Source organism: Bacillus sp. OV166 (genome assembly GCF_900177675.1).
Taxonomy (GTDB): domain Bacteria; phylum Bacillota; class Bacilli; order Bacillales; family Cytobacillaceae; genus Neobacillus.
Window position 1 is genome coordinate 1,446,938 of record NZ_FXWM01000001.1, and the last position, 25,392, is coordinate 1,472,329.

The window sequence follows — 25,392 nt, forward strand, 5'->3', positions numbered from 1 at the left end:
GGTCCTATCGGGCCTCCTTTTTACGAAATGAAAGGAAGTTTGTCATGAATGAAGTTATCCAAACAATTCTTAATCATCGCTCCCTTCGTCATTTTGAGGACAAGCCATTAACAGATGAACAAATCAAAACGATTGTTACTAGTGCTCAAGCAGCGGCAACATCAAGTTTTATTCAAGCCTACTCTATTATTGGCGTTAAGGACAAAGAGAAAAAGAAAAAATTAGCTGAGATTGCTGGTAACCAAGAATATGTTGAAAAAAATGGTCACTTTTTTGTTTTTTGCGCCGATCTTTATCGTCACACCATTATTGGGGAGAAGGAACAAAAAGATGTTACTCCATCTATCGAAAGTACTGAAAAGTTCATGGTTGCTCTAATAGATGCTTCTTTAGCTGCACAAAATGCAGCTATTGCAGCGGAATCGCTTGGGTTAGGAATATGTTACATAGGTGGAATTCGCAATAACCTAGAAGAAGTTAAAAAGCTTTTAAAGACACCTGAGCGGGTTATTCCTTTGTTTGGACTAGCTGTTGGAGTACCAACCAAATTGACAGACAAAAAACCTAGGCTCCCTTATGAACATGTTTACCATGAAGATGAATATGAACAAAACACTGAAGTTTATCTTACTCAACTGCAAAAATATGATGAATTGATTTCGTCCTACTATGAAGAGCGGACCGAAGGGAAAAGAAAGGACCGCTGGTCTGAACAAATGGCTATTATGCTTGATAGGAAGAGTAGAATGTATATGAAGGAGTTTGTTCAAAAAAATAAACTTAATCTTAAATAAAAAAACTGCCGTTTGGCAGTTTTTTTATTTTGAAGAACCTGGTTTGTCGTTATAACCTGATGTGAAGATTGCCGCTAAAAACGTGACCATTACTAAACAAACGATGAAAGTGTTCATATTTATGTAATCCTCCTTCGTCATACATTTTTCATTTTTATCACACATATAGTTTTATTATAGCCTATCTGATAAAAATGAAAAGAGGGAGATTCTTTTTATTAATACAAAAAAGATAGACGCTACTTACAATGGTAGGCATGTTCAAAAGCTTATCAGCATAGAGTATATTAATCGTCTCTGATTAACCTACAGGGGGAGGGCCTTATGGATATTCTAAAAAAAATCGAGATGTATCGCGAAGAAGAAGAAAAGCTACGGTGGGAAGGGTCATTCGCAGATTATTTACAGTTGTTGAAAGAGAAGCCATGGGTTGCACAGTCGGCACATTCACGAGTTTATAATATGCTTAAAGATGCAGGAATTACTGAAGAAAAAGGGACGAAAAAGTACGAATTCTTTAGCAATCAATTATTTGGTTTAGAGGAATCGCTGGAACGGCTTGTTGAAGAATACTTCCATCCGGCAGCAAAACGGCTGGATGTAAGGAAGCGTATTTTGTTATTAATGGGTCCTGTAAGTGGAGGGAAGTCAACTCTTGTTACCATGCTAAAAAGGGGACTTGAAGCTTACTCTCTGACGGATAGAGGCTCTGTGTTTGCCATTAAAGGATGCCCAATGCATGAAGATCCACTTCATTTAATTCCACATCATTTACGCAAGGATTTCCATGATGAGTATGGAATTCGCATCGAAGGTAATCTTTCTCCATTGAATATGATGCGTCTGGAACAGGAGTATGGTGGACGAATCGAAGATGTATTAGTAGAAAGAATCTTCTTCTCCGAAGATAAACGTACCGGAATCGGAACATTTAGCCCGTCCGATCCGAAATCACAGGATATTGCCGATTTAACAGGAAGTATTGATTTTTCAACCATTGCGGAATTCGGTTCAGAATCAGACCCACGTGCCTATCGCTTTGATGGTGAGCTTAATAAGGCGAACCGAGGAATGATGGAATTCCAGGAGATGTTAAAGTGTGATGAGAAATTCCTTTGGCACTTGTTGTCTCTAACTCAAGAGGGGAATTTCAAAGCAGGCCGGTTTGCCTTAATTAGTGCTGATGAGCTAATCGTAGCGCACACGAACGAAACGGAGTATCGTTCCTTTATCTCCAATAAGAAAAATGAAGCACTCCACTCAAGGATTATTGTTATGCCTATTCCTTATAACTTGAAGGTGTCACAAGAAGAAAGAATTTATGAAAAGATGATTAATGAGAGTGATGTTTCTGATGTTCACATTGCACCGCATACGTTAAAGGTAGCAGCGATGTTTACTATTCTTACCCGCTTAAAGGAACCGAAAAAAGGCGATATTGATTTACTTAAGAAAATGCGACTTTATGATGGGGAAAGTGTGGAAGGATTTAATACGGCGGATGTAGATGAACTTAAAAAGGAATATCCAGATGAAGGTATGAGTGGTATTGATCCTCGGTACGTGATTAACCGGATTTCATCCACGATCATTCGTAAAGAAATACCTTCAATTAATGCACTTGATGTATTAAGATCATTAAAAGATGGGCTGGATCAACACCCGTCCATCACTACAGAGTTACGTGAACGTTATATGAATTATATCTCTTTAGCCCGTAAAGAGTATGATAATATTGCCAAGAAGGAAGTCCAAAAAGCATTTGTTTATTCATACGAAGAGTCAGCTAAAACGTTAATGGATAATTACCTTGACAATGTTGAAGCTTATTGCAACAAATCAAAGCTTCGCGATCCACTAACTGGAGAAGAAATCAATCCAGATGAAAAGCTCATGCGTTCCATTGAAGAACAAATCGGCATCTCTGAAAATGCGAAAAAGGCTTTCAGGGAAGAAGTACTAATAAGAATTTCTGCTTTTGCAAGAAAAGGCAAACGTTTTGACTATAACTCTCATGACCGCCTGCGTGAAGCTATTCAAAAGAAATTGTTTGCCGATTTAAAGGATGTAGTAAAAATTACCACTTCATCGAAAACACCTGATGAACAGCAATTGAAAAAGATTAATAACGTGGTTGCCAGGTTAGTTGATGAGCATGGCTATAATACAACATCAGCTAATGAATTGCTGCGTTATGTTGGAAGTCTATTAAATAGATAAGTGGATTAAAATAGCTAGGACTGGCAGAAGGAAATCTGTCAGTCTATTTTTTTCCTTATTAAGGTAAGGATAAACCTCGGTGCATCCACATTGATAATTTGTCCAATTTAGTAGGTAAAAGCACAATTGTCAAAATAATTTGTAAATTATTCTATTTTTCTGCATAGGATAAAGTAATCCATATTTATCTTAATTTTTTCACTCGAGTTATAATATGTATTTGATAAAAATTTGTGCATTTTGGAAACTAATAAATTAATAAGGAGGGGTTTACATTGTCAGTTAACAACCATCAATTTGTCATTTCAAGAGAAGATTGGTCCCTCCACCGTAAAGGCCACGATGATCAACAAAGGCATCAAGAAAAAGTCCAGGAGGCAATTCGCAACAATCTTCCAGACTTAATTACAGAAGAGAGCATAATTATGTCTAATGGTCGAGATGTCGTAAAAATTCCGATTCGTTCATTGGACGAATATAAAATTCGTTATAATTATGACAAAAACAAACACGTGGGCCAAGGTGATGGTGACAGTCAAGTAGGTGATGTCGTAGCACGTGACGGTTCCAGCGGCCAAAAGGGACCAGGCAAAGGCCAAGGCGCGGGAGACCAAGCAGGCGAAGATTATTTTGAGGCAGAAGTATCATTAATGGAGCTTGAGGAAGCTTTATTTAAACAGTTAGAGCTTCCAAATTTAAAGAGAAAAGAACAGGAAGAGCATCTCGTTGAAAATATTGAATTCAACGATATACGAAAAACAGGTTTAATGGGGAATATCGATAAGAAACGAACGATGATGTCTGCATTTAAAAGGAATGCAATGAGCGGGAAGCCTGCTTTTCACCCTATTTATAAGGATGATTTGAAATTTAAGACTTGGAATGAAGTAGTTAAACCGGATTCAAAAGCGGTGGTCATCGCAATGATGGATACAAGTGGAAGTATGGGGATATGGGAGAAATATATGGCACGCAGCTTTTTCTTCTGGATGACACGCTTTTTAAGAACAAAATATGAAACAGTGGAAATTGAGTTTATTGCTCACCATACTGAGGCTAAAGTTGTTACTGAGGAGGACTTCTTTTCTAAAGGAGAAAGCGGTGGGACGATTTGTTCATCCGCATACCGCAAAGCCTTAGAAATCATTGATGCCAAATACAATCCACGAAAGTTCAACATCTATCCATTCCACTTCTCTGACGGTGATAATCTCACATCGGATAACGCCCGCTGCGTGAAGCTAGTTGAAGAATTAATGAAGGTGTCAAACATGTTCGGGTATGGAGAGGTAAACCAATACAACCGCCATTCAACCTTAATGTCGGCTTATAAGAACATTAAAGATGATCAATTCCGCTACTATATTCTTAAGCAAAAAGCAGATGTATTTCATGCAATGAAGAGCTTTTTCCAAGCAGAAGAAGAGAAATTATTCGCTTAACAAAAACGACTGGTGTCAGGCACCAGTCGTTTTTTTCTATTGCTACAATTTACTTTACATTAAGCTTTGTGGAATTGGTAAAGATGACAGGGTGATAGGGGGAAAGTAGGAAGGTTCATGAATGGTTTTTTCTTGTAGGATAACATGATGAACCTGCAAGAAAACATGAGATTTGATTTGCTTAGTGTTCCTGGAGTATTCTTTGAGTTGTATATGAAAGGTGGGTGTATATGCTAAAAGAAGTTTGTGTAGAGAATTTTACTTTGGTTCCTGTGGCTATTGAAAAGGGGGGACATCGCATTGAGCTTTGTGACAACCTATCTGTCGGAGGCACTACTGTTAGTCACGGGGTAGCTGCAAAAACCATTTCATATTGTCACTCCAAAAATACGAAGGTAATGACCATGGTTAGGCCCAGAGGCGGAAACTTTACTTATACTAAAGAAGAAATTGAGATTATGCAAATTGATATTGCCCATTTCAAACAGTTAGGGACAGATGGAGTGGTGATTGGCTGCTTAAATGATTCTGATTGGATTGATGAGGATGCCATGCTCAAACTGCTAGAATCTGCGAAAGGGCTGGATGTAACCTTTCACATGGCGTTTGATCAGATAAAAAATGAATATCAGTTTGAAGCTATTGATTGGCTTGTGAAACATCGAGTGAATCGAATTTTAACACACGGAGGACCTAGTACTAAATCAATCGAAGACAACCTTAGCCGTTTGAAGGAATTTGTGGATTTTGCGGGTGACAAAATTATTATTCTTCCCGGCGGGGGAATTACTAACAAGAACCTAAATAATATAGCAAGTATGTTAAATATTAGTGAAGTTCACGGGACAAAAATTGTGGGTGAGCTTTGTTAAGTTGCGGGCTCCGAAAACACAAGTTGATAAGTATTTGAATATCGCTGAGTTGATATTCAGTCATTTTATCCAAAAAACGACAGGTGCCTGGCACCTGCCGTTGTTGTTATTCAATTGATAGGATTCCGTCTTGACCTTGGGCTGAGTGTCCTTGTTTCTTTACATTTAATTTTCTTAAGTTTGTAAAGATAACTGGTGTAACAGCTGATGGTACTGATTTCTTAATGAATTCTAGATCAAAGTTCAGGATTTCCTGACCTTTAGTTATTTGCTGTCCTTCTTTTACAAGTACATTAAAGCCTTCACCTTTTAAATTAACGGTATCCAAGCCAATATGAATAAGGATTTCATAGCCTTGCTTTGATTTAATTCCGATTGCATGCTTAGTAGGGAAAATATTCATGATTTCGCCGTCCACTGGTGAAACGACAGTACCTTTAGATGGAATAATTCCAAAGCCTTCACCCATCATTTTTTGTGAGAAAACTTGGTCTGGCACTTCAGTAATCGGGATAATTTCCCCTTCGATTGGCATAACAAAATCTTTTTCAGAAAGTGGTGAGAGTTCATTAGTTTCAGTAGGAGCCGCCACTTTTTGTGCTAAATCCGAATTAATTCCAGCCTTATCAAATTTATTGGTCCCATTACGATATTTTATAATTTCGTCTGCTACGAATTGTACATTGGTTCCGACAATCACTTGAATGCTTTGCTTCCCAACGATATTGATTCCAGGTACACCAGTCGCTTTAATTTTTTGTTGGTCGACTGCATTCATGTCTTTTACTTCCATTCTTAAGCGCGTTACACAATTGTCTACAGAAGTAACATTTGCGTCTCCACCTAATCCTTCATATATCTGTGCGGCCATTGCGGCAAATTTACTTTCACCTGCTGCAACTACAACATCAGAAGACTCCTCATCATCTTCTTCACGTCCAGGAGTCATTAAGTTGAATTTCGTAATGATGAATCTGAATAAGAAATAGTAGATAACCGCAAACACTAAACCTTGAAGGATTAACATATAAGGGTGGTTTGCCATCGGCAATCTTGAACTTAAAACAAAGTCTACTAGACCGGCACTAAACCCAAATCCTGCTGTCCAATGAAATGCAGCTGCGATCGCTAATGAAATACCTGTTAATACCGCATGCACCAAATAAAGCATTGGTGCTACAAACATAAATGCAAATTCCAATGGTTCTGTTACCCCAGTAAAGAATGCAGCGAAACCTGCTGCCAGCATTAAGGATGCTACTTGCTTTTTCTTTTTCGTTTTAGCTGTATGATACATTGCCAGCCCTGCTGCTGGTAAACCAAACATCATGATCGGGAAGAAGCCGGCTTGATACATTCCTGTGACTCCCTTTACTCCCTTTCCAGACCAAAAATTACCAATATCATCGATTCCTGCAACATTAAACCAGAACACTGCGTTTAAGGCATGATGTAAGCCAGTTGGAATTAGTAGTCGGTTGAAGAATCCGAATAGCCCAGCGCCAACTGCACCTAATCCACTTATCCCTTTACCAAAAGAAACTAATCCTGTAAAAATTGGCGGCCAAATAAAGAATAATACTGCAGAAACGACTAACATCGAAACCGCTGTCATAATTGGAACGAGTCGTTTCCCGCTAAAGAATGCTAAAGCATCCGGAAGCTTCACATGACTAAATCGATTGTACATCATTGATGCGACTATCCCCGAAATAATACCAACGAAGGCATTTCCGATTTTTCCAAACGCAGGATCCACTTCTTCTGGTTTAATTCCTTGTAGCAATGCCACTGATCCTGTTGAAAGCAAGGTTGTTACAACCAGGTAAGCTACTAGACCACTTAACGCAGATGAACCATCTTTTTCTTTCGCCATCCCTAGTGCTACCCCAACAGCAAATAGGATGGGGATATTATCAATAATTGATGAACCAGCTTTAATTAAGAAAGCAGCTAGCGGACTATCCGCCCCCCAACCTGTAGGGTCGATCCAATAACCAATACCCATCAAAATGGCTGCAGCCGGTAAAACAGCTACAGGTAACATCAATGAACGACCAATTCTTTGTAAATATTTCTTCATCGTATTACCTCCTAACTAAAGTTTTAAAAAAATTAACTATAAAATGAAGTATTCCATCAAAATAATTGATGATTGGTGTAAGCGCTTTTCCATGAGTAAATATACCACTAAACGTTTATAGATGTCTATACCAATTTTAAAAATTTTATAATAGATAGTTACATTCCTTTACTATCATATGGTTAGTATAAGTGGAGGATTTTAATTTTTTCATCAGATAAAATTGGTATAGACAACTAGAAATAGGTGATGCTAGAATATAGTTGTAGAATTACCTGAAGGGAAGTAATATCAATGATTCAACAGATTAGTCATATTTTGCTTAAGGGAGTCCAAGTTTATTCAGAAGATATATTAATTGAAAATGGATTTATTAAAATAAATAACGGAAAAATAGTGGAAATCGGATCAATGGAAGAACTTGAAAAGGAAAATGAATTTGAAATTATTGAGCTTCCTGGGCACTATAAAGCAATTCCCGGTTTAATCGATGTTCATATTCATGGGGTCAATGGTGCTGATACGATGGACGCCACTAAGGAAGCACTGGACATAATGGTTACAGCTTTACCGAAAGAAGGAACCACGAGTTTTTTAGCTACAACAATGACTCAAGAAGGTAAACAAATTGAAAATGCTTTAATAAATGCAGGGCAATACATTGAAGAGCAGCAATCAATTGGAAAGGCCGAAATACTTGGCCTCCATCTTGAAGGTCCGTTTGTAAACTCAAAAAGAGCAGGGGCTCAGCCGATTCAGCATATTATTGACCCAGACCTTGCTTTATTTCAAAAATGGCAAAATCTCACAAATGGAAATATTAAACTTGTCACACTTGCCCCAGAGCGTCCAGGTGGACTAGAAATGATTCGATATTTAAAGTCAAATGGGATCATTGCATCAATTGGTCACACCGATGCAACCTTTGATGAGGTTGACGAAGCCATTGATGCTGGCGCAAATCACGTAACCCATCTTTTTAATCAAATGAGGGGACTGCATCATCGTGAACCCGGTGTCGTGGGTGCAGCTTTTTTACGAGACGAATTAAAGGCTGAAATTATCGTGGATGGGGTGCATGTTCGTCCGGAAATGGTAAAACTTGCTTTCAAACAAAAACAAAGTGAAGGGTTAATCTTAATAACCGATTCCATGCGTGCAAAATGTTTGAAAAATGGTAAATATGATCTTGGTGGTCAAGAGGTAACGGTAAAAAATGGAAAAGCGATCCTTGAGGACGGAACCCTGGCAGGAAGTATTTTAAAATTGGGGCATGCAGTAAAAAATATTATTGCTTACACTGGCTGTCCACTTGAAGACGCAATTGAAATGGCTTCCGTGAATCCAGCAAAGCAGTTGAATATTTATGATCGGAAAGGCAGTATTGCTGTTGGAAAAGACGCAGACATTGTCATTCTTGATGAAGAAATGGAAGTTTATATGACACTTTGCCATGGGGCAATTGCATTTAATAGGGAGGAAAACTCAAAATGAGAATTATCGAAGTAAAAGATTATCAACAAATGAGTAACAGAGCGGCTGAATTTATCATTGAAAAGGTAGTTCAGAATCCAAGTATTAAACTTGGATTAGCAACAGGTGGGACACCAATCGGAACCTATAAAAGGCTAATCGAGGATCACAAAATGAATGGGACCTCTTATCAGAAAGTAACCACTTTTAATTTGGATGAGTACATGGGACTATCAGGTGATAATAAGAACAGCTACCGGTATTTTATGAATAACCAACTTTTTAATTATATTGATATGAATAAAGCTAAAACAAATATTCCAAGCGGAATTGCTGCTGATTTTCAAGAAGAATGTGATCGTTATGAAGATTTAATTGCTAAGCATGGTGGCGTTGATTTACAAATTCTCGGAATTGGCAGTAATGGGCATATTGGATTCAATGAACCAGGGACTTCCTTTGATTCCAAAACGCATATTGTAAAGTTAGCACCTTCGACCATTCAAGCAAATGCAAGATTTTTTAACCGAATTGAAGAGGTTCCTACAAAAGCGATTACGATGGGGATTGCAACCATTATGAAAAGCAAAGAAATTCTTCTTCTCGTTTCAGGTGAAAAGAAAAAAGAAGCACTGTTTAGACTTTTGAACGGCGAAATTAATGAAAGTTTTCCTGCATCCGTGTTGAAAAATCATCCTTGTGTTACAATTATTGCAGATAAAGCGGCAATAGCAGATCTAAAGGTTCACTATAGCGAAAAGGTGCCAATGTAAAGGAAAGGATGCAGTTGGAGGAAAATGATTAATAAGAATTCTCCCATCCCAATTTATTATCAACTTGAAGGATATATCAAAGAGTTAATTGAAAACGGCGAATTGCGACCTGGTGATTCTCTCCCTCCTGAGAGAGAATATGCGGAGAAATATCAAATTAGCCGGATGACAGTTAGACAGGCCTTTACACAGTTAGTAAATGAGGGCTATTTATATCGTTTGCAAGGAAAAGGAACATTTGTTGCAGAAAGAAAAATCGAACAGCCCCTTCAGGGATTAACAAGCTTCACAGAAGATATGAAGGCAAGAGGATTGGAACCAGGGAGCCAATTAATCCACTTTGAAATTATTCCGGCGACAAAACAAATAGCAGGTCAGCTTTTGATTTCTGAATATGGACCCGTATATGAAATCAAACGGATTCGTATGGCAGATAGTGTCCCAATGGCCTTAGAAACAAATTATATTTCAGCAAATCTCGTTAAAGGGCTTACGGAACAAATTGTAAATGAATCCCTATACGCACATATTGAAGGACAGTTAGACTTAAAAATTGATAGCGCTTCTCAGATTATTGAATCATCAATTGCCAGCCAAAGTGAGGCAAATTATTTAAAGATCAGCAAAGGGTCACCAGTCATGTTAATCCAAAGAAATACTTTTCTTAAAGATACTACCCCGGTTGAATTTGTTAAATCTGTATATCGGGCGGATCGTTACAAGTTTATGATTCAGATGAAACGCTGAAAACAAAGGAGATTATTTATCTTGTTCAATCTTTATTTTTCTAAGCTTAAAGAATTATTAAGCTTAATCGAAAAAGATGAAAATGAAAACCTCAAAATAGCTGCAGAGAAAGTGGCCAAGTGCATCCAAAAGGATGGGATTGTTCATGTTTTTGGTTGCGGACATTCCCATATGCTTGGGGAAGAACTATTTTACCGAGCTGGTGGACTGGTTCCAATTAATCCAATCCTAATAGAAGATTTAATGCTGCATAAAGGGGCGGTTCGCTCCTCTCAATTAGAAAAAGAAAATGATTTTGCAGAACAATTCATGATAAATGTGAAGATTCAACCTCAAGATGTTGTCATTGTCGCATCAACCTCTGGCAGGAATCCTGTGCCAATTGATGTGGCCGAGATTGCTAAAGATAAAGGTGCATTTGTCATTAGCGTCACATCGTATGTTTATACAAAAACAGTGAAGTCAAGACATAAAAGTGGTAAATATTTGTATCATACGGCGGACCTTTCCATTGATAATCATATTAAAGTGGGTGATGCATTAATGGAGCACGAGTCACTTGGTGTAAACTTTGGTTCTGGTTCAACGGTTATAGGGACAGCAATTGTTAACGGAATAATGGTTGAAGCGATCCGCATAATGATTGAAAATAATTTTGAACCGCCAATCTTTAAAAGTGGCAATGCAGATGGTGCCGAAGAACATAATCGAGATCTTATTAACAAATATAAAGGCCGGATTCCAATGCTGGAAAAATGACCCCTTAAAAACAAGCCGACAGTTTCAATAGTTGGTTTTTTTTGTGGAAAATTGTGATTATGCCCGATTATTAAATACGTTTATTTTCCATCAATACTTTCTTTGAAAAACATTAACACTATGAAGGCAACATGAATTTCAGAAGGAGGTATTTCGATTGATAAAAAAACCAGTTGGGTTACTTTTAACAGCGGTCTTAACAATGGGCCTTGCTGCTTGTAATAACAATGATAATAAAGAAATAAATGATCAAGGGTCAAATCGTATAGGAATGAACACCAATAACAGAATCAATACCCCTTATATGGATGTACGTAATGGGAGAGATGATGGGATCGACCACAATGGTCCTTTGACTGAGGATTACACGAACAATAATAACAGCGAATCTGATTCTGATGTAAATTTTTATAACAATAATCGAAAAAACAAGAAATATTACAAAAACAATGATGATATGATTTCTGCATATCAAACAAATTTGAACAGTAATCAATACCCTCATACAAGGGCGGTATTAATCCAAGATGCAAAGTACCAGTTTATTCGTCTCGATCCTAGTCTAGGTAATTTGGCACTCCAACAGATCCAACCTTATATTCAGCAGCAAAGACCGAATGTACAAGCACCAGTCCAACAACAACCAGCACCAATTCAACAACCAGCACCAATTCAACAACAGCCAGCACCGAAGCAACAACGGCCAGCACCACCACAAGCCCAACCGGCACCAAAACAGCCAACTACTACACAAAATAATGCACCGGCTACTGGGACAGTTAGTCAATACGTACAACAAGTAATTGACTTAACAAATGCCCAACGCAGTAAAAACGGACTTCCTGCTTTAAAGGCTGACACACAGTTAAACAGTGTTGCACAGAAAAAATCGTTGGATATGCAGCAAAAAAATTATTTTTCACATACAAGCCCAACCTATGGATCACCATTTGACATGATGAGAGACTTTGGCGTGACTTATAAATCTGCAGGTGAAAATATCGCACAAGGACAACGAACGCCACAAGAAGTAGTAACTGCTTGGATGAACAGTGAAGGGCATCGTAAAAATATCTTAAGTTCAAATTTTACTCATATTGGGGTAGGATTTGAAGCGACAGGCAAACACTGGACCCAAATGTTTATTGGCAAATAAAGTAAAAAGCAAACCGACAAAAGTTAGTCTTCTGTCGGTTTGCTTTTTAAATGATATTATTTTCTTTTTTCATTATCGACGAAATCGTTGGAAATTTAAAATGAAAAGTGGTTCCCATTCCCACTTCACTTTCAGCCCAAACCGTACCATCCATTGCACGTGCAATGCTGTAAACCACCATCATACCTAAGCCTGTTCCATTTTTTCCTTTTGTGGAATAAAATGGTTCTCCTAATCGCTCTAGCTGATCTATGGTCATTCCTACACCAGTGTCCTTCACACTAATGGTTACATTGTTTTTACTATACTCAGTTGTAACAGTTAAATAACCTCCATTAGGCATTGCTTCAATTGCATTTTTGAGGACATTCACAAAGCATTGACGGAACTTTTGCCCATCCCCTTTTATAAACCCAATCACTGAAAAGTCTGTGCTAATCTCGACTGAATTTTGATTGGCTAAGGGCTGAAGAATATTAATTATTTGCCGTAATTCACTTTTTACATTTAGTTCCTCAAACGCTTCTATCGATGGTTTTGCAAAGGTTAAATAATCTTGTATAACCCGTTCAGCCGAAATTAATTCCTCTTTTACGATAGATAAATATTCTTTCCGCTTATGCCTTGAAAGGTAATCATCTTGCAGGAGCTGAACAAACCCGCTAGCTGCAGTTAGTGGATTTCGAATCTCATGGGAAATGGCAGCTCCCATTTGTTCAACTGCTTTTAACTTTTCAGCTTTAATCAGCTGCTGCTGCATTTCATTATTTCTTCTAACAAATTCAATCCCATATGAAATGATCCCAATTCCGAGAGAGGGAATGAATAAGAACGCAGTCCATGCATCCAGCCAATAGTAATGGGGATGGGCGAAACTCATCCCAATAACTGTCACTATGCCGAGGATTATTCCCAAACATACTGTCACGAAAATGCGGCGTGCTGGCACTTGCTTTAAAAACCAAGGATATAATCGCCAAAATACTACTGTGAGAGGTACATAAAGCAACATTGTTTGATAAAAACCTGAATCAAAGCCATAGAAACCCCGTATAATAATAATTGCCCCAATTAGAATCGGGCCAATTCCAACATAAAGGGCCCCCAAAACCAAAGGAATAATCCTTAAATCATATCGAGCATATGAAATTGGATTGTATGAGAATTGAATACATAACCATAACATGACAATAAAAAAGAATGTTAGTGAGGGTTTGGATAGGGTGAATTTTTTATAATTATCGAAAAAAATTAAACAAAAAACAATAAAACGATATATATTGAGAGGTTAAAGAAAAGATGTTTCGTAATTTCCATTGTCATCACCATCCAAAAAGGGCTGATAGGAAAATTTTACATGTATTTTCCGCATTATACAACAAAATTTGCATAATATTTAGAAAAATATGTTTGGATTTGATAAAAAAAGGAAGGCTTGTATTATTTACAAGCCTTCCATGCTTAAATGAGAGGATGAAATTGTATTTCTACCTTTTGTCTTAGATAAATATAATGCCGAATCAGCCATTTGGATTAATGCCTGCGGTTTTTCTAAAGTTGTTGGACCATTGTGGCAAATCCAATACTTAGCGTAACAATATCAGCAATGTCAGAACTAATATGGGGAATTTTAAGTAACTTAATTGTCCCCTGAATTTGATAAGCAATTTTCATCCCTTCCTCCATGGTTGTAGAAGGAGAGATGAGAGCAAATTCCTCCCCTCCATAACGGCAAAAAGTATAATGAGATTTAACAGCTATTTGATTGTTAATAGCTTGTGCAATTGATTGTAAGCAAAAATCTCCAGTTAGATGGCCGTATGTATCGTTGTATTTTTTAAAGTAATCAATATCAAACATAATTAATGTGATTGGTGTATGACTTATAGAAGAATTAGCCCATGCTTTCTCAAGCGTTTCATCAAAATATCTTCTGTTGGCAATCCCTGTTAGTCCATCTAAGTAGGATAGTTGATTGAGTAATTGATTTGCCTCTTGTAGTTTTTGTTCCGTAAGTTTTCGATCAGTAATATTTCTTGATACAATAATGACTTTCTTACTTCCATCTTCTTCGAAGTGAACACTCTTTAAAGTAGATTCAATCCAAACATAATCTCCTTTACTCGTACGGTACCTGTAAGTTGATTCAGCCACACCCTCATGAAGTGCTTTTTCAAACATGTCTTTTGTTTGGGCAACATCATCTGGATGAATAAAAACCTCCATTTTTTTTCCGAGAAGTTCAGTGTACTCAAAATGAATAATTTCTTTTACAGCGGGTGAAATATAAATATATTCGGCTTTTTCGTTGTGCATTGTAATCATGTCACTGGAATATTCAGCTATGAGGCGAAAACGTTCTTCTGTTTCCTTCAATTTCATGACATTATGCTTTAACTGATTTTGTACTTCGTATGACTTCACCACGAAGACAAAAAAATGATAAGCAAAAAAACCACCAATGAGAGAAATTAAATAATGTATGGTTAAAACATTTTTGAGTGTTGGGAAGTTGTCAATTCTGATAATGAAAATGATTGAAACAATTAACAAACCAATCAGATTCATTATGAAAGCCTTTAAAGTTCTGGAACAGTTTAATGTTGCGATTCCGCCACAGAGGATGCCTGTTAGTACAGCCCCGATTGCTCCCAGTAAGGAAGATTCATTCATACCAAAAAGAAGGATTCTTCCTGCTGCAATAAGGACAGCAGCCAATATTGCTGGGATATACCCACCGAAAGTTGCAGCGATCACTATTGCCAAATGGCGTAGATCAGCAATTGTGGTTGCGTTAATTTGAATACTAAACGTCATTAAAATATTCCCTAGAACTCCAAAACAAAGTCCCCAATATAATTTTGAGGATAGCGGAGAGGAAGGATTTATTGGCTTATCTTTAAATAACACTCCCATAATAGAAAAGGAAGCAATTAATAGTGCGCCATTTGAAACAAAATCTTTTAACATGAATACTCTCCTGGAATAGTGAATAAAGTTCTTAGAGCTATTGTGCAATATTATTTCATGAATTATTTGCATCTTCCAATTATACTATGAATTAGATATTTATGACAAAGTTAGATTAAAAAAGGATTCCTGTATTAAAGGTAATAAATAACTTGCTCAATATTGAACAACAGGTGACGTCCTTGAACATTAAGTGTCGTTTTCTTTTAATTACATCAATATACTACTTCTGACTTCAAACTATCTTAAGCACTTGATCACGTAAGAGAAGGGATTTTAATAATTGGAATATTTTTTAATTAAACGCTTACAAAAAGTTGTTGACTGAGTAAATAGTCGATGATAAGATACAACTATACTAATTAATTAGTTCAATAAACTAATTAAAAGAAGTGCACTAATTGTCTTTTTTATAATTTGTTTTGAAAAGGGTTTCAAAGTATTGAGAGTTCTAAAGTTTCATGGAGTTAAACGTATAGCTTTCGGGGTGAATTACAAATTAAATGCATAATGGAGGGGTAAAAAATGAGTCAACTTGCAAAAAAATCGGCTGAGGTACAAGGTTCTGCAAATGAATTTAGAAAGTTTGGAATGAAAGACAAACTTGGTTATATGTTTGGTGATTGGGGGAACGATTTCTTCTTTATTCTAGTTGCCGCATTCTTAATGGTTTTCTATACAGATGTCTTTCATATTAATCCTGCTGCAGTCGGTGGTTTATTCTTACTTGCCCGTTTGTGGGATGCAGTAGCAGACGTTTCATGGGGCCGTTTTATTGATACAAGAAAAGCAGGGAAAAATGGCAAATTCAAGCCTTGGATTTTTAGAATGTCTTTCCCGCTTGTTATTTCTGGTATTTTAATGTTTGTTCACATTCCAGGAATGTCCGATGGATTTTATCTTGCTTATGCTTACGTAACATATATTATTTGGGGAACACTATATAGTACAGTTAATATTCCTTACGGATCAATGGCTTCAGTTATCACAGGCGATCCTGTTGAACGTACAGCACTATCAAGCTGGAGAACATTAGGTGGAAACTTGGCCGGTTTAATTATTAACGTGGTTGGTCCTATGATTTTGTTTGTTAACAACCGACCAGATGCTAATCGCTTCATATTAGCTGCATTAATTTTCGGTGGACTTGCACTTGCTTGTTATATGGCTTGTTATAAATTATCGGTTGAACGGATTACATTGAATGAAACAACTAAACCACAGATGAACTTAGGACAAACAATGAAAGGTCTTGTAAAAAACAGACCATTAATTTGGTTCCTTATTGCTTCATTATTGTTCCTGGTTGTCTTTATGTTAATTGGTGCAGTAAACGTTTATTTATTTAAGGATTACTTTGGAAATGCTAAAGCACTAAGTATGGTTGGTCTTCTTCAAGCTATTGCAGTATTTGTAGGTATGCCATTTGTTAAACCATTAGTTGCGAAATTTGGTAAAAAAGAAGTGGCTTCTGGTGGTTTATTACTTGCTGCTATTGTATACGGAGTTCTATATTTCCTTCCTAACATAACAGCAACACAATTTATCGGAATTTTAACCGTTGGAATGTTTGGTTATGGTATTTTCAACCTTGTCATTTGGGCTTTCGTTACTGACGTTATTGATTATCATGAGTATTTAACTGGCTTACGTGAAGATGGAACCGTTTACTCGATCTATTCTATGGCACGTAAAGTTGGTCAAGCAGTTGCCGGTGGTGTTGGCGGTGCAGCAATCGCAGCAGTCGGTTATAATCCAACTCTTAAAGCACAGTCAGCAGATACGCTTCAAGGAATTCATACACTTGGAACTCTAGTACCTGCAATCACACTTGCTGTTGTGTTCCTAATTATTGTATTCTGTTATCCATTAAACAAAAAGCGTACAGCACAACTTGCAGCTGATTTAGCTGAAAAGAGAAAAGGCTAAAATTAAATAGGTAAATAAAGGCTCCGATTTCATGCGAATCGGAGCCTTTTCTGTTATGCTATGAACTCCCTTATTGATCTTTACTGGATAAATGTTAATAAATGGGATGAATAGGATGATAAACGCTTACAAATTATTATTGACGAAATTTGTCGACGGTGGTATTCTATCAATGAAGTTAATTTGTTAGTTTATTAAACAAATTAAAAAACCTTTTTTCAAGCTCAAAGATTTAAACATTTATTCTTTGTAGTTTTGAAAAGGGTTACAGCTAAAACACATTTAATTATTATAGAAGGAAGAGGGAGTCATGATGGAGAATAGTGCCCAAAAAAAATTAACCTTAAAAGAAAAAATCTCCTACGGTTTAGGTGATGTGGGTAACGGCTTTATGTTTGATATGGGGCAAATTTATTTGCTAAAGTTCTATACAGATATTTTAGGAATTTCGGCTTATTGGGGCGGCCTCGTATTTTTAGTATCAAAGATTTTTGATGCATTTGCAGATTCCTCAGTAGGTGCTTTTGTGGATAAACGGAAGGTAGGTAAACGAGGTAAGTTCCGGCCGTTCATCTTATTTGGATCGATTCCGCTTGCTATTATGACTATCATTTCTTTCATGGCACCTGACTTTTCAGATACAGGAAAAATTGTATTTGCTTTTATAACCTATATGGCCTTTGGGTTGTCGTATTCCATTGTTAACATTCCTTATGGATCACTCGCAGCTTCCATGACCCAAGATTCTGTGGATCGTGCATCTCTTGGATCCTTCAGAGCTATTGGCAGCCAATTTGCAATGCTTATTTCGGGGATGGTTGTTATCCCAATTGTTTTATATTTTCCAGATCAAAAATTAGGATATACTGTGGGAATCGGTTCGATGGCGTTAATTGGGGTCATATTCCATTATATTTGCTATCGTAATACAAATGAAAATGTGATTAGGGTGCCTAAAAAAGAAGAAGAAAAGCTTCCGATGTCAAAACTCTTCAAATTATTGCTAAGTAATAGACCGCTAATTGCTCTTTGTTTCGTTTGTTTGTTTATGGTTGCTGGGAGTAACCTACGCACAGCTGTTCAGTTATATTACTTACAATATAATTTAGGAAATTCAGGTCTTATGTCTTTGCTTTCATTTACTAGTATTGGAATCGCTGTCATTGGTTCATTTTTTATTCCAGCACTTGTTAAAAGACTTGGAAAAAAGAAAACATTTATTATCGGTCTTTTTATTGGAATTGCCGCGGATGTTGCAAACTTTGTTCTACCAGCTAACGTACCGACTTTCCTTATATTACTTACAATTGGAAGCTTAGGTCTTAGCTTTGCACTAGGTTTACCATGGGTAATGGTTGCGGATGCAGTGGATTATCATGAATGGAAAACAGGACAACGGACAGAAGGGATTGTATATTCAAGTTACAGTTTCTTCCGTAAACTAGCACAGGCGTTAGCTGGTTTTATTCCTGGCGTTGCCCTTGGATTAATAGGTTATGTTCCAAATGCAGAACAAACTGCTGGCGCACTCCTTGGTATTAAAGGGCTTATGTTCCTCGTTCCAGCCGGACTAAACTTAATTGCAGCGGTTATCTTAATTGTTCTGTATAATTTAACAGAGGATCTTTATAAAAAGATTGTTGATGAACTTAAAGATAAACAAAAGGTGAATGATAGTTTAAAAAGTGCGTAATAAACATCGTTAAAAACCCCTTTTAGCACTAGCTAAAAGGGGTTTTTCCCTTGAAAGAAGAAGTAATCATGTTCTAAATGAGTGCGCTTCCAATTCGGTTGGATTTTATCTCATAGGGTAAATTTAACATCGGGACATCAAGAAAATGTTTGATAGCAAGTGCACATGCCCCAAGGACACAGGATTCTTTCCCGATAGTAGAGATCATTAATTCCCGGTAATGACTAATTGAAGAATTTAGATTTCCACTAATTTTATCTAGAGAGTCCGGATACATACGCAACAGTTCACTATCAAGCACGAGTACGTCTGGATTATACATGTTAATCATATTATTCAATCCAATGGAAAGATAAAAAAGGAATTGTTCCATCAGTTCGTGCACTTCCACATCGCCTTCATTAAGCCACTTTTGAATATGTTCGTAAGTTAGATTCTTTATTTGTCGTTTTTTAGATAAATGTTCAAAAATGGCCGATTCTGAAGCATACTTTTCCCAGCATCCCTTATTTCCACAATTGCATGGTTTACCTTGTGGAACAACAATCATATGACCTATTTCACCAGCATATCCGTCATTCCCTCGAAAAAACTCATTGTTCATCATCATACCTAGGCCGATCCCAGAATAGAGGGTCGCACATAACAAGTTGTCTGTTTCATGGTGCACAAAGACCCTTTCGGCAAAAGAACTTAGATTTGCATTATTTTCAAGGTAGATAGCCGAATCAAATTCTCTTTCTAAATCACGCTTGAGATTAATGTCATGCCAATTAAACCGTGGAACATAGTGGATTTCTTCGTCTTTTGTAACTAGACCATGGATGGCGATAACAATTCCTACAATACCATAGCGGCTCGTAGTGTAATCTGCTTTGAACTTTTTGATTTGTTGAATTAAAAGATGAAGTATCTCTGTATAATCTGCAGTATTTATTTTGATAATATTAGATGAAACAGGACCGCCAAGAAGGTCTGATAATGTAAATGATATTTGACCATAATCAAGGTCAATACCAAGTGCATAGCCAACTTGTCCGTTCAATGAGAGCATAATCGGCTTTCTTCCAACCGAAAAATGCTCAAGCTGTGTCTCTATAATAAGCCCTTCTTCCAATAAGTCTGCAACTTGTGCTGAGATGGTTGCTCTTGTTAAGTTAGTGGCTTTGGATAGATCTGCTCTCGAAATCATTCCTTCTTTAACAATTTCTCTAAGGATTAAAGAGCGATTAATTTTTTTTATATATGCCGCATCACCAGTAACCATTTTTATCCTCCATTTCGTGCATTCCTTTGTTTATATCCTTATTATATCAGTTCTTTCATTAAAAGGTCGTTATTATTCTATTAATTCCTAAATAGTTAATTGACTAAACATATTAAACATGATAAATTAGGAATGTAATTAATTTGTTTAATAAACAAATTAAAAGAGAACTATCTGATAACAAATACTTATATATTTCTGTAAGGGGTTACAGATGTGCATTAACCGTATGAATTTCTATCTAAAGGAGAGGTATTCGATGAAAAAATTTATGGATCAACACTTTTTGTTAAATACAGAAACTGCAGTTAAGCTTTATGAAAATGCCGCAGTATCTTCACCAATTTTTGATTTTCACTGTCACTTAGATCCGAAGGAAGTATGGGAAAACAAGTCATATGAAAATATTACTCAAATCTGGCTTGGTGGGGATCATTATAAATGGCGAACAATGCGCATGAATGGTATTGGAGAGGAATACATTACCGGAGATGCAGGTGATTGGGAAAAATTCGCAGCATGGGCAGAGACAGTTCCACATTTAATTGGAAACCCAGTATACCATTGGACGCACTTAGAATTAAAAATGGTCTTTGGTATTGATAAAGTATTAAGTCCTGAGACAGCTCGTGAAATTTGGGAAGAATGTAATGAAAAGTTACAGACGCCTGAATTCAGTGCAAGAGCTTTAATTGAGAGATCAAATGTAAAGTTTATCGGAACGACGGATGATCCAATCTCTACATTAGAATTCCATCAATTATTGAAAAATGATGAGACCTTTAAAACAATTATTGCTCCAACATTCCGTCCAGATGGTGCGCTTTTTATTGAACGTCCAACTTTCGCTAGCTGGATTGAAAAATTAACACAAGTTTCAGGTGTAAACGTGGATTCATTTGACGCATTATTAGCAGCGTTAAAGCAACGAATTGCCTACTTCCATGAAAACGGAGGTCGCGCATCGGACCATGACATTCAAAATATGGAATACGTGGAATCTACAAAACAAGAGATTGAAGAAATTTTCAATAAAAGATTAAGCGGCTTAGAGCTTTCAACTAGTGAATTAGTTTCTTACCGTTACTACTTATTAAAAGAGCTTGGCAAGATGTATGCCGAGAAACAATGGGTTATGCAACTCCATATGGGAGCGATGAGAAACAATAATACAAGAATGAAAGAACTTCTTGGAACTGACGTTGGATTTGACTCAGTTGGAGAAACTAATATGGCAGAAGGATTATCTCGTTTCCTAGATTCCTTAGACCAAGAAAATGCATTGCCGAGAACAGTACTGTTTAACTTGAACCAAAAAGACAATGTTATGCTAGCAGGAATGATGGGTAACTTCTATGAAGAAGGGATTCCAGGAAAAGTTCAATTAGGTTCTGGCTGGTGGTTTTTAGACCATATCGATGGTATGGAGAGACAAATGAAGGATTTTGCAAATGTCGGATTACTCAGTCACTTTATCGGTATGCTGACAGACTCTCGCAGCTTCCTATCTTATGCACGTCATGATTACTTCCGCCGAATTCTGTGTAACCTCCTTGGTGATTGGGTTGAAAAAGGGTTAGCGCCGAATGACATGAAGCAAATGGAGCAAATGGTAAGGAATATTTGTTATGATAATGCCGAAAAATATTTTTTAAGACGCTAAAAAAGCACTTTTTAATTGTATTAATGAAAGAAATGTGGTTATCTAAATAGTATTAATAATGAAAGAGGGATAGTATGTCTAAACAACAAATTGGTGTAGTTGGTTTAGCTGTTATGGGTAAAAACCTTGCCCTAAATATTGAAAGCCGTGGATATTCCGTTGCTGTATTTAATCGTTCATACGATAAAACAGAAGAGTTTTTAAAGAATGAAGCAGAGGGAAAAAACTTTGTAGGTGCACGTTCTGTTGAAGAATTCGTTAATTCTTTAGAAAAGCCTCGCAAAATTTTATTAATGGTTAAAGCTGGTACTGCAACAGATGCAACCATCGACTCTTTAAAGCCATTTCTTGAAGAAGGCGATATCCTAATTGATGGTGGGAATACATTCTTCCAAGATACAATCAGACGTAATAAGGAACTAGAGACAGCAGGATTCCATTTCATCGGAACTGGCGTTTCAGGTGGTGAAGAAGGCGCATTAAAAGGTCCTTCTATCATGCCAGGCGGTAAAGAAGAGGCTTATAACCTTGTTAAACCAATCTTAGAAGCCATTTCTGCAAAAGTAGAGGGCGATCCTTGCTGTACGTATATTGGTCCAAATGGTGCGGGTCACTATGTGAAAATGGTTCATAACGGAATTGAATATGGAGATATGCAGTTAATCTGTGAAGCTTATTTTATTTTGAAAAATGTCCTTGGTTTAGATGCAAAAGAGCTTCATGAGGTCTTTGCTGAATGGAATAAAGGCGAATTAGACAGCTATTTGATTGAAATTACGGCTGATATCTTTACAAAAGTGGATGAAGAAACTGGTAAACCAATGGTTGACTTAATCCTCGATACAGCTGGTCAAAAGGGTACTGGTAAATGGACAAGCCAAAATGCTTTAGACTTAGGTGTTCCACTTCCAATTATCACTGAATCTGTATTTGCCCGCTTTATTTCAGCAATGAAGGATGAGCGTGTTAAGGCAAGTAAGGTTCTTAATGGACCAGAAGTTAAGGCGTTTGAAGGCAATAAAGAAGAATTAATCGAAGCAGTTCGAAAAGCATTATATATGAGTAAAATTGTTTCTTATGCACAAGGTTTTGCACAAATGCGTGCTGCCTCTGAAGAATACGATTGGAATCTTCGTTACGGTGATATCGCGATGATTTTCCGCGGAGGCTGTATCATTCGTGCACAATTCTTACAAAAGATTAAAGATGCGTATGATCGCGACCCTGAATTAAGAAACTTATTGTTAGATCCATACTTCAAAGAAATTGTAGAAAACTATCAACAGCCATTACGTCAAGTTCTTGCTGTGGCAATTGAACGTGGTATTCCTGTACCTTCATTCGCTAGCGCGATTGCCTATTATGACAGCTACCGGACTGAAACTTTACCTGCTAATCTGTTACAAGCACAACGTGACTACTTTGGTGCTCACACCTATCAACGTGTTGATAAAGAAGGAGTATTCCATACACACTGGATGGAATAAGCAGTTTGATTTGAACCACTTTCAAAAGAGACAAAACTAGCTCAATAGGGGCTGGTTTCGTCTCTTTTTTTTTATAGTCGGTTGCCTTAAATTTATTATTAAAAAGCAATGTGAGTCAAAAATCAACTATTTTTTAAGCAGTTTTAGAGAATGATTTTAGTTTCTAAGTGCAATATAATAATAGTATGTTAAGTTAACAAATTAATTTGTTAACGCTTACCTATAAGGGTGTGAGAGTAATGGATGAGTGGAATATATCTCCTAACAGAAGGAAAATAATGGATGAATGGATAAACGCATTCTACCGAGTACAAGGTATGGAGTCCAACATATTTAATTTTCACTCACATCAAGAATATGAGATCTATTTTTTTCATTCGGGTGATTGTAAGTATTTAATTAATAATAGGATTTATGAATTACAGCCTGGTGATATCATTCTTTTGGATGGTATGACATTGCATAAACCGAACCCGAGGACAGGCAGCACGTATACAAGGAGTATGCTTCATTTTTCACCTACGTGGCTGCAAGAGTTATTGACAGCTCTTGGAATCCCAAATTTGTTAGATCCTTTTAAGAAACTTAACAATTGTTTGCTGCGAACACGATATGATGAAGCGGGACAATTTGTTGATGGACGGATAAAGGAAATCGCCGCGTCGTTGGAACAAATTAATGAAGAAATGCAACGAACCGGCAAGAAAAATGAACTATTAGAAGCCGAAGTGAAACTTGAGTTAGTTCAATTATTGTTAGGAATTTTTAAAATGAGTCAAAAAGAATTATCTCAAGTAACAAGTAAAAAGACTGAAAAGGAACATCATGCAGAGGCCATTGCGTCTTGGATTAATGAACACTATAGCGAAAAAATAAGTTTAGATAGAGTGGCTGCAGAGTTGAATCTGAGTAAGTATTATGCTTCGCATGTGTTTAAGGAAATCACTGGCTTTACGGTGATGGAATATGTAATGGGGTGCCGGCTCAATCAGGTGAAGTATTTGTTGGAAATGGAGCCTGATCGAACGCTAACAGAGGTGTCACGGGTAACTGGCTTCGAGAGTGTTGCCCATTTTAGTCGGTATTTTAAAGAGAAGGTGGGCACCACACCGTCACGTTATCGTAAAAATAAAATTTCTAGCAACATTACTGTGAAAAAGGGGGAACATTCCTAAATGAATAAAGACTTAATGATCTCAGGCTTTTCAGATGAAATCTCTTCTGATTTTGATACCCAGCTTGAAGTTGTCTCAAATCTTGGTATGCATTATCTTTCTTTACGCGGTATTGATGGGAAAAATATTGGTGATTATACCGTTGATGAGATTAAAGATAATGTACAACCACGGCTTCAAAAGGCAGGTATCGGTGTTTCTTCAATAGGGTCGCCAATTGGCAAGGTGTTCATAAACGATGAAGATGGATTTGCCCATCAAAAGGTCATGTTGGACACGCTTTGTCAAATTTCCAACTTATTAAATTGTAAATATATCCGTATATTTAGCTTTTATATTCCTAAGGGCGACAATGCCGACCAATATCGTAAGGAAGTCGTTAGTAAGCTTAAGGAATATGCAGCCATTGCTGAAAAATACAATGTTATTTTACTGCATGAAAATGAAAAGGATATCTTTGGTGATATAGGAAGACGCTGTCATGAGATATTAACAGAGGTTGGTTCTCCTTACTTCAAAGGGATTTTCGACTTCGCTAATTTCGTACAGTGCGGTGAGGACACACAGGAGTGTTACGATCTCTTAAAGAATGAGATTGTTTATATACACATAAAGGATGCTGTAACATCTGACAGTCAAAATGTTGTCTGTGGGACTGGAGAAGGGAAAATACCTGAGCTCCTGAAACAATTTATTCAAAGCGGTTACAAAGGCTTCTTAACGCTTGAACCACATCTCGTTTTATTTGATTCATTAAAGGATTTAGAACTGGAGGATGCTGCAGAGATTATTAAGGATGACAAAGGTCTCGATGGTGCAGGCGGCTATAAGCTTCAATATGAAGCACTTTTAGAAATTCTTCAAAAAATAGAAAGCGAGGAGAAATAAT

19 protein-coding genes and 1 pseudogene are annotated in these 25,392 nt (G+C 36.9%); 15 read left to right on the plus strand and 5 right to left on the minus strand.

What is annotated here, in order from left to right; translation table 11 throughout:
* Nucleotides 1–44: 44 nt before the first annotated feature.
* From nfsA to CCK98_RS06895, 4 genes are all read left to right on the plus strand, one after another.
* Nucleotides 45–794: an oxygen-insensitive NADPH nitroreductase gene (gene nfsA / locus CCK98_RS06880; protein ID WP_088085887.1), complete on the plus strand. Its 750-nt coding sequence runs from the start codon at nt 45–47 to the stop codon at nt 792–794.
* Between the two features lie 324 nt (nt 795–1,118).
* On the plus strand, nt 1,119–3,014 hold the full coding sequence (locus CCK98_RS06885) for a PrkA family serine protein kinase (RefSeq protein ID WP_088085888.1): 1,896 nt from the start codon (nt 1,119–1,121) through the stop codon (nt 3,012–3,014).
* 275 nt (nt 3,015–3,289) lie between these two features.
* Nucleotides 3,290–4,456, plus strand: coding sequence for a sporulation protein YhbH (yhbH, locus tag CCK98_RS06890; protein ID WP_088085889.1), 1,167 nt, complete (start codon nt 3,290–3,292; stop codon nt 4,454–4,456).
* Between the two features lie 230 nt (nt 4,457–4,686).
* On the plus strand, nt 4,687–5,328 hold the full coding sequence (locus CCK98_RS06895; protein WP_088085890.1) for a copper homeostasis protein CutC: 642 nt from the start codon (nt 4,687–4,689) through the stop codon (nt 5,326–5,328).
* Nucleotides 5,329–5,434: 106 nt separating this feature from the next.
* Here the strand turns inward: CCK98_RS06895 and CCK98_RS36085 are convergent, their stop codons facing one another.
* Together CCK98_RS36085 and nagE are read right to left on the minus strand one after the other, a co-directional pair.
* Nucleotides 5,435–5,863, minus strand: a complete 429-nt coding sequence (locus tag CCK98_RS36085; protein ID WP_256942534.1) for a PTS glucose transporter subunit IIA — start codon at nt 5,861–5,863, stop codon at nt 5,435–5,437.
* Between the two features lie 111 nt (nt 5,864–5,974).
* Nucleotides 5,975–7,411, minus strand: a pseudogene (nagE, locus tag CCK98_RS06900) (N-acetylglucosamine-specific PTS transporter subunit IIBC); the annotation flags it as partial.
* Nucleotides 7,412–7,705: 294 nt separating this feature from the next.
* Between nagE and nagA the strand changes: the two are divergent.
* From nagA to CCK98_RS06925, 5 genes are all read left to right on the plus strand, one after another.
* Complete coding sequence (nagA, locus tag CCK98_RS06905) at nt 7,706–8,905, plus strand: N-acetylglucosamine-6-phosphate deacetylase (RefSeq protein ID WP_088085892.1); 1,200 nt, start codon at nt 7,706–7,708, stop codon at nt 8,903–8,905.
* Nucleotides 8,902–9,657 carry a glucosamine-6-phosphate deaminase gene (nagB, locus tag CCK98_RS06910; protein ID WP_088085893.1) on the plus strand — a complete coding sequence of 252 codons (756 nt, stop codon included), beginning with the start codon at nt 8,902–8,904 and terminating at the stop codon, nt 9,655–9,657. Before nagA ends, nagB begins: the two co-directional genes overlap by 4 nt.
* 24 nt (nt 9,658–9,681) lie before the next feature.
* Complete coding sequence (locus CCK98_RS06915) at nt 9,682–10,404, plus strand: GntR family transcriptional regulator (protein ID WP_088085894.1); 723 nt, start codon at nt 9,682–9,684, stop codon at nt 10,402–10,404.
* 21 nt (nt 10,405–10,425) lie between these two features.
* Nucleotides 10,426–11,163, plus strand: a complete 738-nt coding sequence (locus CCK98_RS06920; protein WP_088085895.1) for an SIS domain-containing protein — start codon at nt 10,426–10,428, stop codon at nt 11,161–11,163.
* A gap of 157 nt (nt 11,164–11,320) precedes the next feature.
* The gene (locus CCK98_RS06925; protein WP_373408487.1) at nt 11,321–12,319 is read left to right on the plus strand and encodes a CAP domain-containing protein; all 999 of its coding nucleotides are present in this window, start codon (nt 11,321–11,323) and stop codon (nt 12,317–12,319) included.
* A 46-nt stretch (nt 12,320–12,365) separates the two neighbouring features.
* On the opposite strand, the gene CCK98_RS06930 is transcribed toward CCK98_RS06925, so the two are convergent.
* Entirely contained in the window at nt 12,366–13,433 is a 1,068-nt protein-coding gene (locus tag CCK98_RS06930; RefSeq protein ID WP_256942274.1) for a HAMP domain-containing sensor histidine kinase, read from the minus strand.
* Nucleotides 13,434–13,870: 437 nt separating this feature from the next.
* Nucleotides 13,871–15,289, minus strand: coding sequence for a diguanylate cyclase domain-containing protein (locus tag CCK98_RS06935; RefSeq protein WP_179195729.1), 1,419 nt, complete (start codon nt 15,287–15,289; stop codon nt 13,871–13,873).
* Nucleotides 15,290–15,814: 525 nt separating this feature from the next.
* Between CCK98_RS06935 and CCK98_RS06940 the strand changes: the two genes are divergently transcribed.
* Nucleotides 15,815–17,218, plus strand: coding sequence for an MFS transporter (locus tag CCK98_RS06940; RefSeq protein WP_088085897.1), 1,404 nt, complete (start codon nt 15,815–15,817; stop codon nt 17,216–17,218).
* A gap of 310 nt (nt 17,219–17,528) precedes the next feature.
* Entirely contained in the window at nt 17,529–18,911 is a 1,383-nt protein-coding gene (locus CCK98_RS06945) for a glycoside-pentoside-hexuronide (GPH):cation symporter (protein WP_088085898.1), read from the plus strand.
* Nucleotides 18,912–18,984: 73 nt separating this feature from the next.
* On the opposite strand, the gene CCK98_RS06950 is transcribed toward CCK98_RS06945, so the two are convergent.
* Nucleotides 18,985–20,178 carry an ROK family transcriptional regulator gene (locus CCK98_RS06950; RefSeq protein WP_088085899.1) on the minus strand — a complete coding sequence of 398 codons (1,194 nt, stop codon included), beginning with the start codon at nt 20,176–20,178 and terminating at the stop codon, nt 18,985–18,987.
* Nucleotides 20,179–20,437: 259 nt separating this feature from the next.
* Between CCK98_RS06950 and uxaC the strand changes: the two genes are divergently transcribed.
* The 4 genes from uxaC to CCK98_RS06970 all read left to right on the plus strand — a co-directional run bounded on the left by uxaC (nt 20,438) and on the right by CCK98_RS06970 (nt 25,391).
* Nucleotides 20,438–21,841 (plus strand): glucuronate isomerase, encoded by a 1,404-nt coding sequence (gene uxaC, locus CCK98_RS06955; protein WP_088085900.1) that lies wholly within the window; start codon nt 20,438–20,440, stop codon nt 21,839–21,841.
* Between the two features lie 74 nt (nt 21,842–21,915).
* Nucleotides 21,916–23,328, plus strand: coding sequence for an NADP-dependent phosphogluconate dehydrogenase (gene gndA / locus CCK98_RS06960; protein ID WP_088085901.1), 1,413 nt, complete (start codon nt 21,916–21,918; stop codon nt 23,326–23,328).
* A gap of 239 nt (nt 23,329–23,567) precedes the next feature.
* On the plus strand, nt 23,568–24,503 hold the full coding sequence (locus CCK98_RS06965; protein WP_088085902.1) for an AraC family transcriptional regulator: 936 nt from the start codon (nt 23,568–23,570) through the stop codon (nt 24,501–24,503).
* The gene (locus CCK98_RS06970; protein WP_088085903.1) at nt 24,504–25,391 is read left to right on the plus strand and encodes a sugar phosphate isomerase/epimerase; all 888 of its coding nucleotides are present in this window, start codon (nt 24,504–24,506) and stop codon (nt 25,389–25,391) included.
* Nucleotide 25,392 lies beyond the last annotated feature (1 nt).

Coding starts and splice junctions, on each gene's coding strand:
- nfsA (WP_088085887.1), top strand. CDS start 45: ATGAATGAAGTTATCCAAACAATTCTTAATCATCGCTCCCTTCGTCAT.
- CCK98_RS06885 (WP_088085888.1), top strand. CDS start 1,119: ATGGATATTCTAAAAAAAATCGAGATGTATCGCGAAGAAGAAGAAAAG.
- CCK98_RS06895 (WP_088085890.1), top strand. CDS start 4,687: ATGCTAAAAGAAGTTTGTGTAGAGAATTTTACTTTGGTTCCTGTGGCT.
- CCK98_RS36085 (WP_256942534.1), bottom strand. CDS start 5,863: ATGCCAATCGAAGGGGAAATTATCCCGATTACTGAAGTGCCAGACCAA.
- nagA (WP_088085892.1), top strand. CDS start 7,706: ATGATTCAACAGATTAGTCATATTTTGCTTAAGGGAGTCCAAGTTTAT.
- nagB (WP_088085893.1), top strand. CDS start 8,902: ATGAGAATTATCGAAGTAAAAGATTATCAACAAATGAGTAACAGAGCG.
- CCK98_RS06915 (WP_088085894.1), top strand. CDS start 9,682: ATGATTAATAAGAATTCTCCCATCCCAATTTATTATCAACTTGAAGGA.
- CCK98_RS06935 (WP_179195729.1), bottom strand. CDS start 15,289: ATGTTAAAAGATTTTGTTTCAAATGGCGCACTATTAATTGCTTCCTTT.
- CCK98_RS06940 (WP_088085897.1), top strand. CDS start 15,815: ATGAGTCAACTTGCAAAAAAATCGGCTGAGGTACAAGGTTCTGCAAAT.
- CCK98_RS06945 (WP_088085898.1), top strand. CDS start 17,529: ATGATGGAGAATAGTGCCCAAAAAAAATTAACCTTAAAAGAAAAAATC.
- CCK98_RS06950 (WP_088085899.1), bottom strand. CDS start 20,178: ATGGTTACTGGTGATGCGGCATATATAAAAAAAATTAATCGCTCTTTA.
- uxaC (WP_088085900.1), top strand. CDS start 20,438: ATGAAAAAATTTATGGATCAACACTTTTTGTTAAATACAGAAACTGCA.
- gndA (WP_088085901.1), top strand. CDS start 21,916: ATGTCTAAACAACAAATTGGTGTAGTTGGTTTAGCTGTTATGGGTAAA.
- CCK98_RS06965 (WP_088085902.1), top strand. CDS start 23,568: ATGGATGAGTGGAATATATCTCCTAACAGAAGGAAAATAATGGATGAA.
- CCK98_RS06970 (WP_088085903.1), top strand. CDS start 24,504: ATGAATAAAGACTTAATGATCTCAGGCTTTTCAGATGAAATCTCTTCT.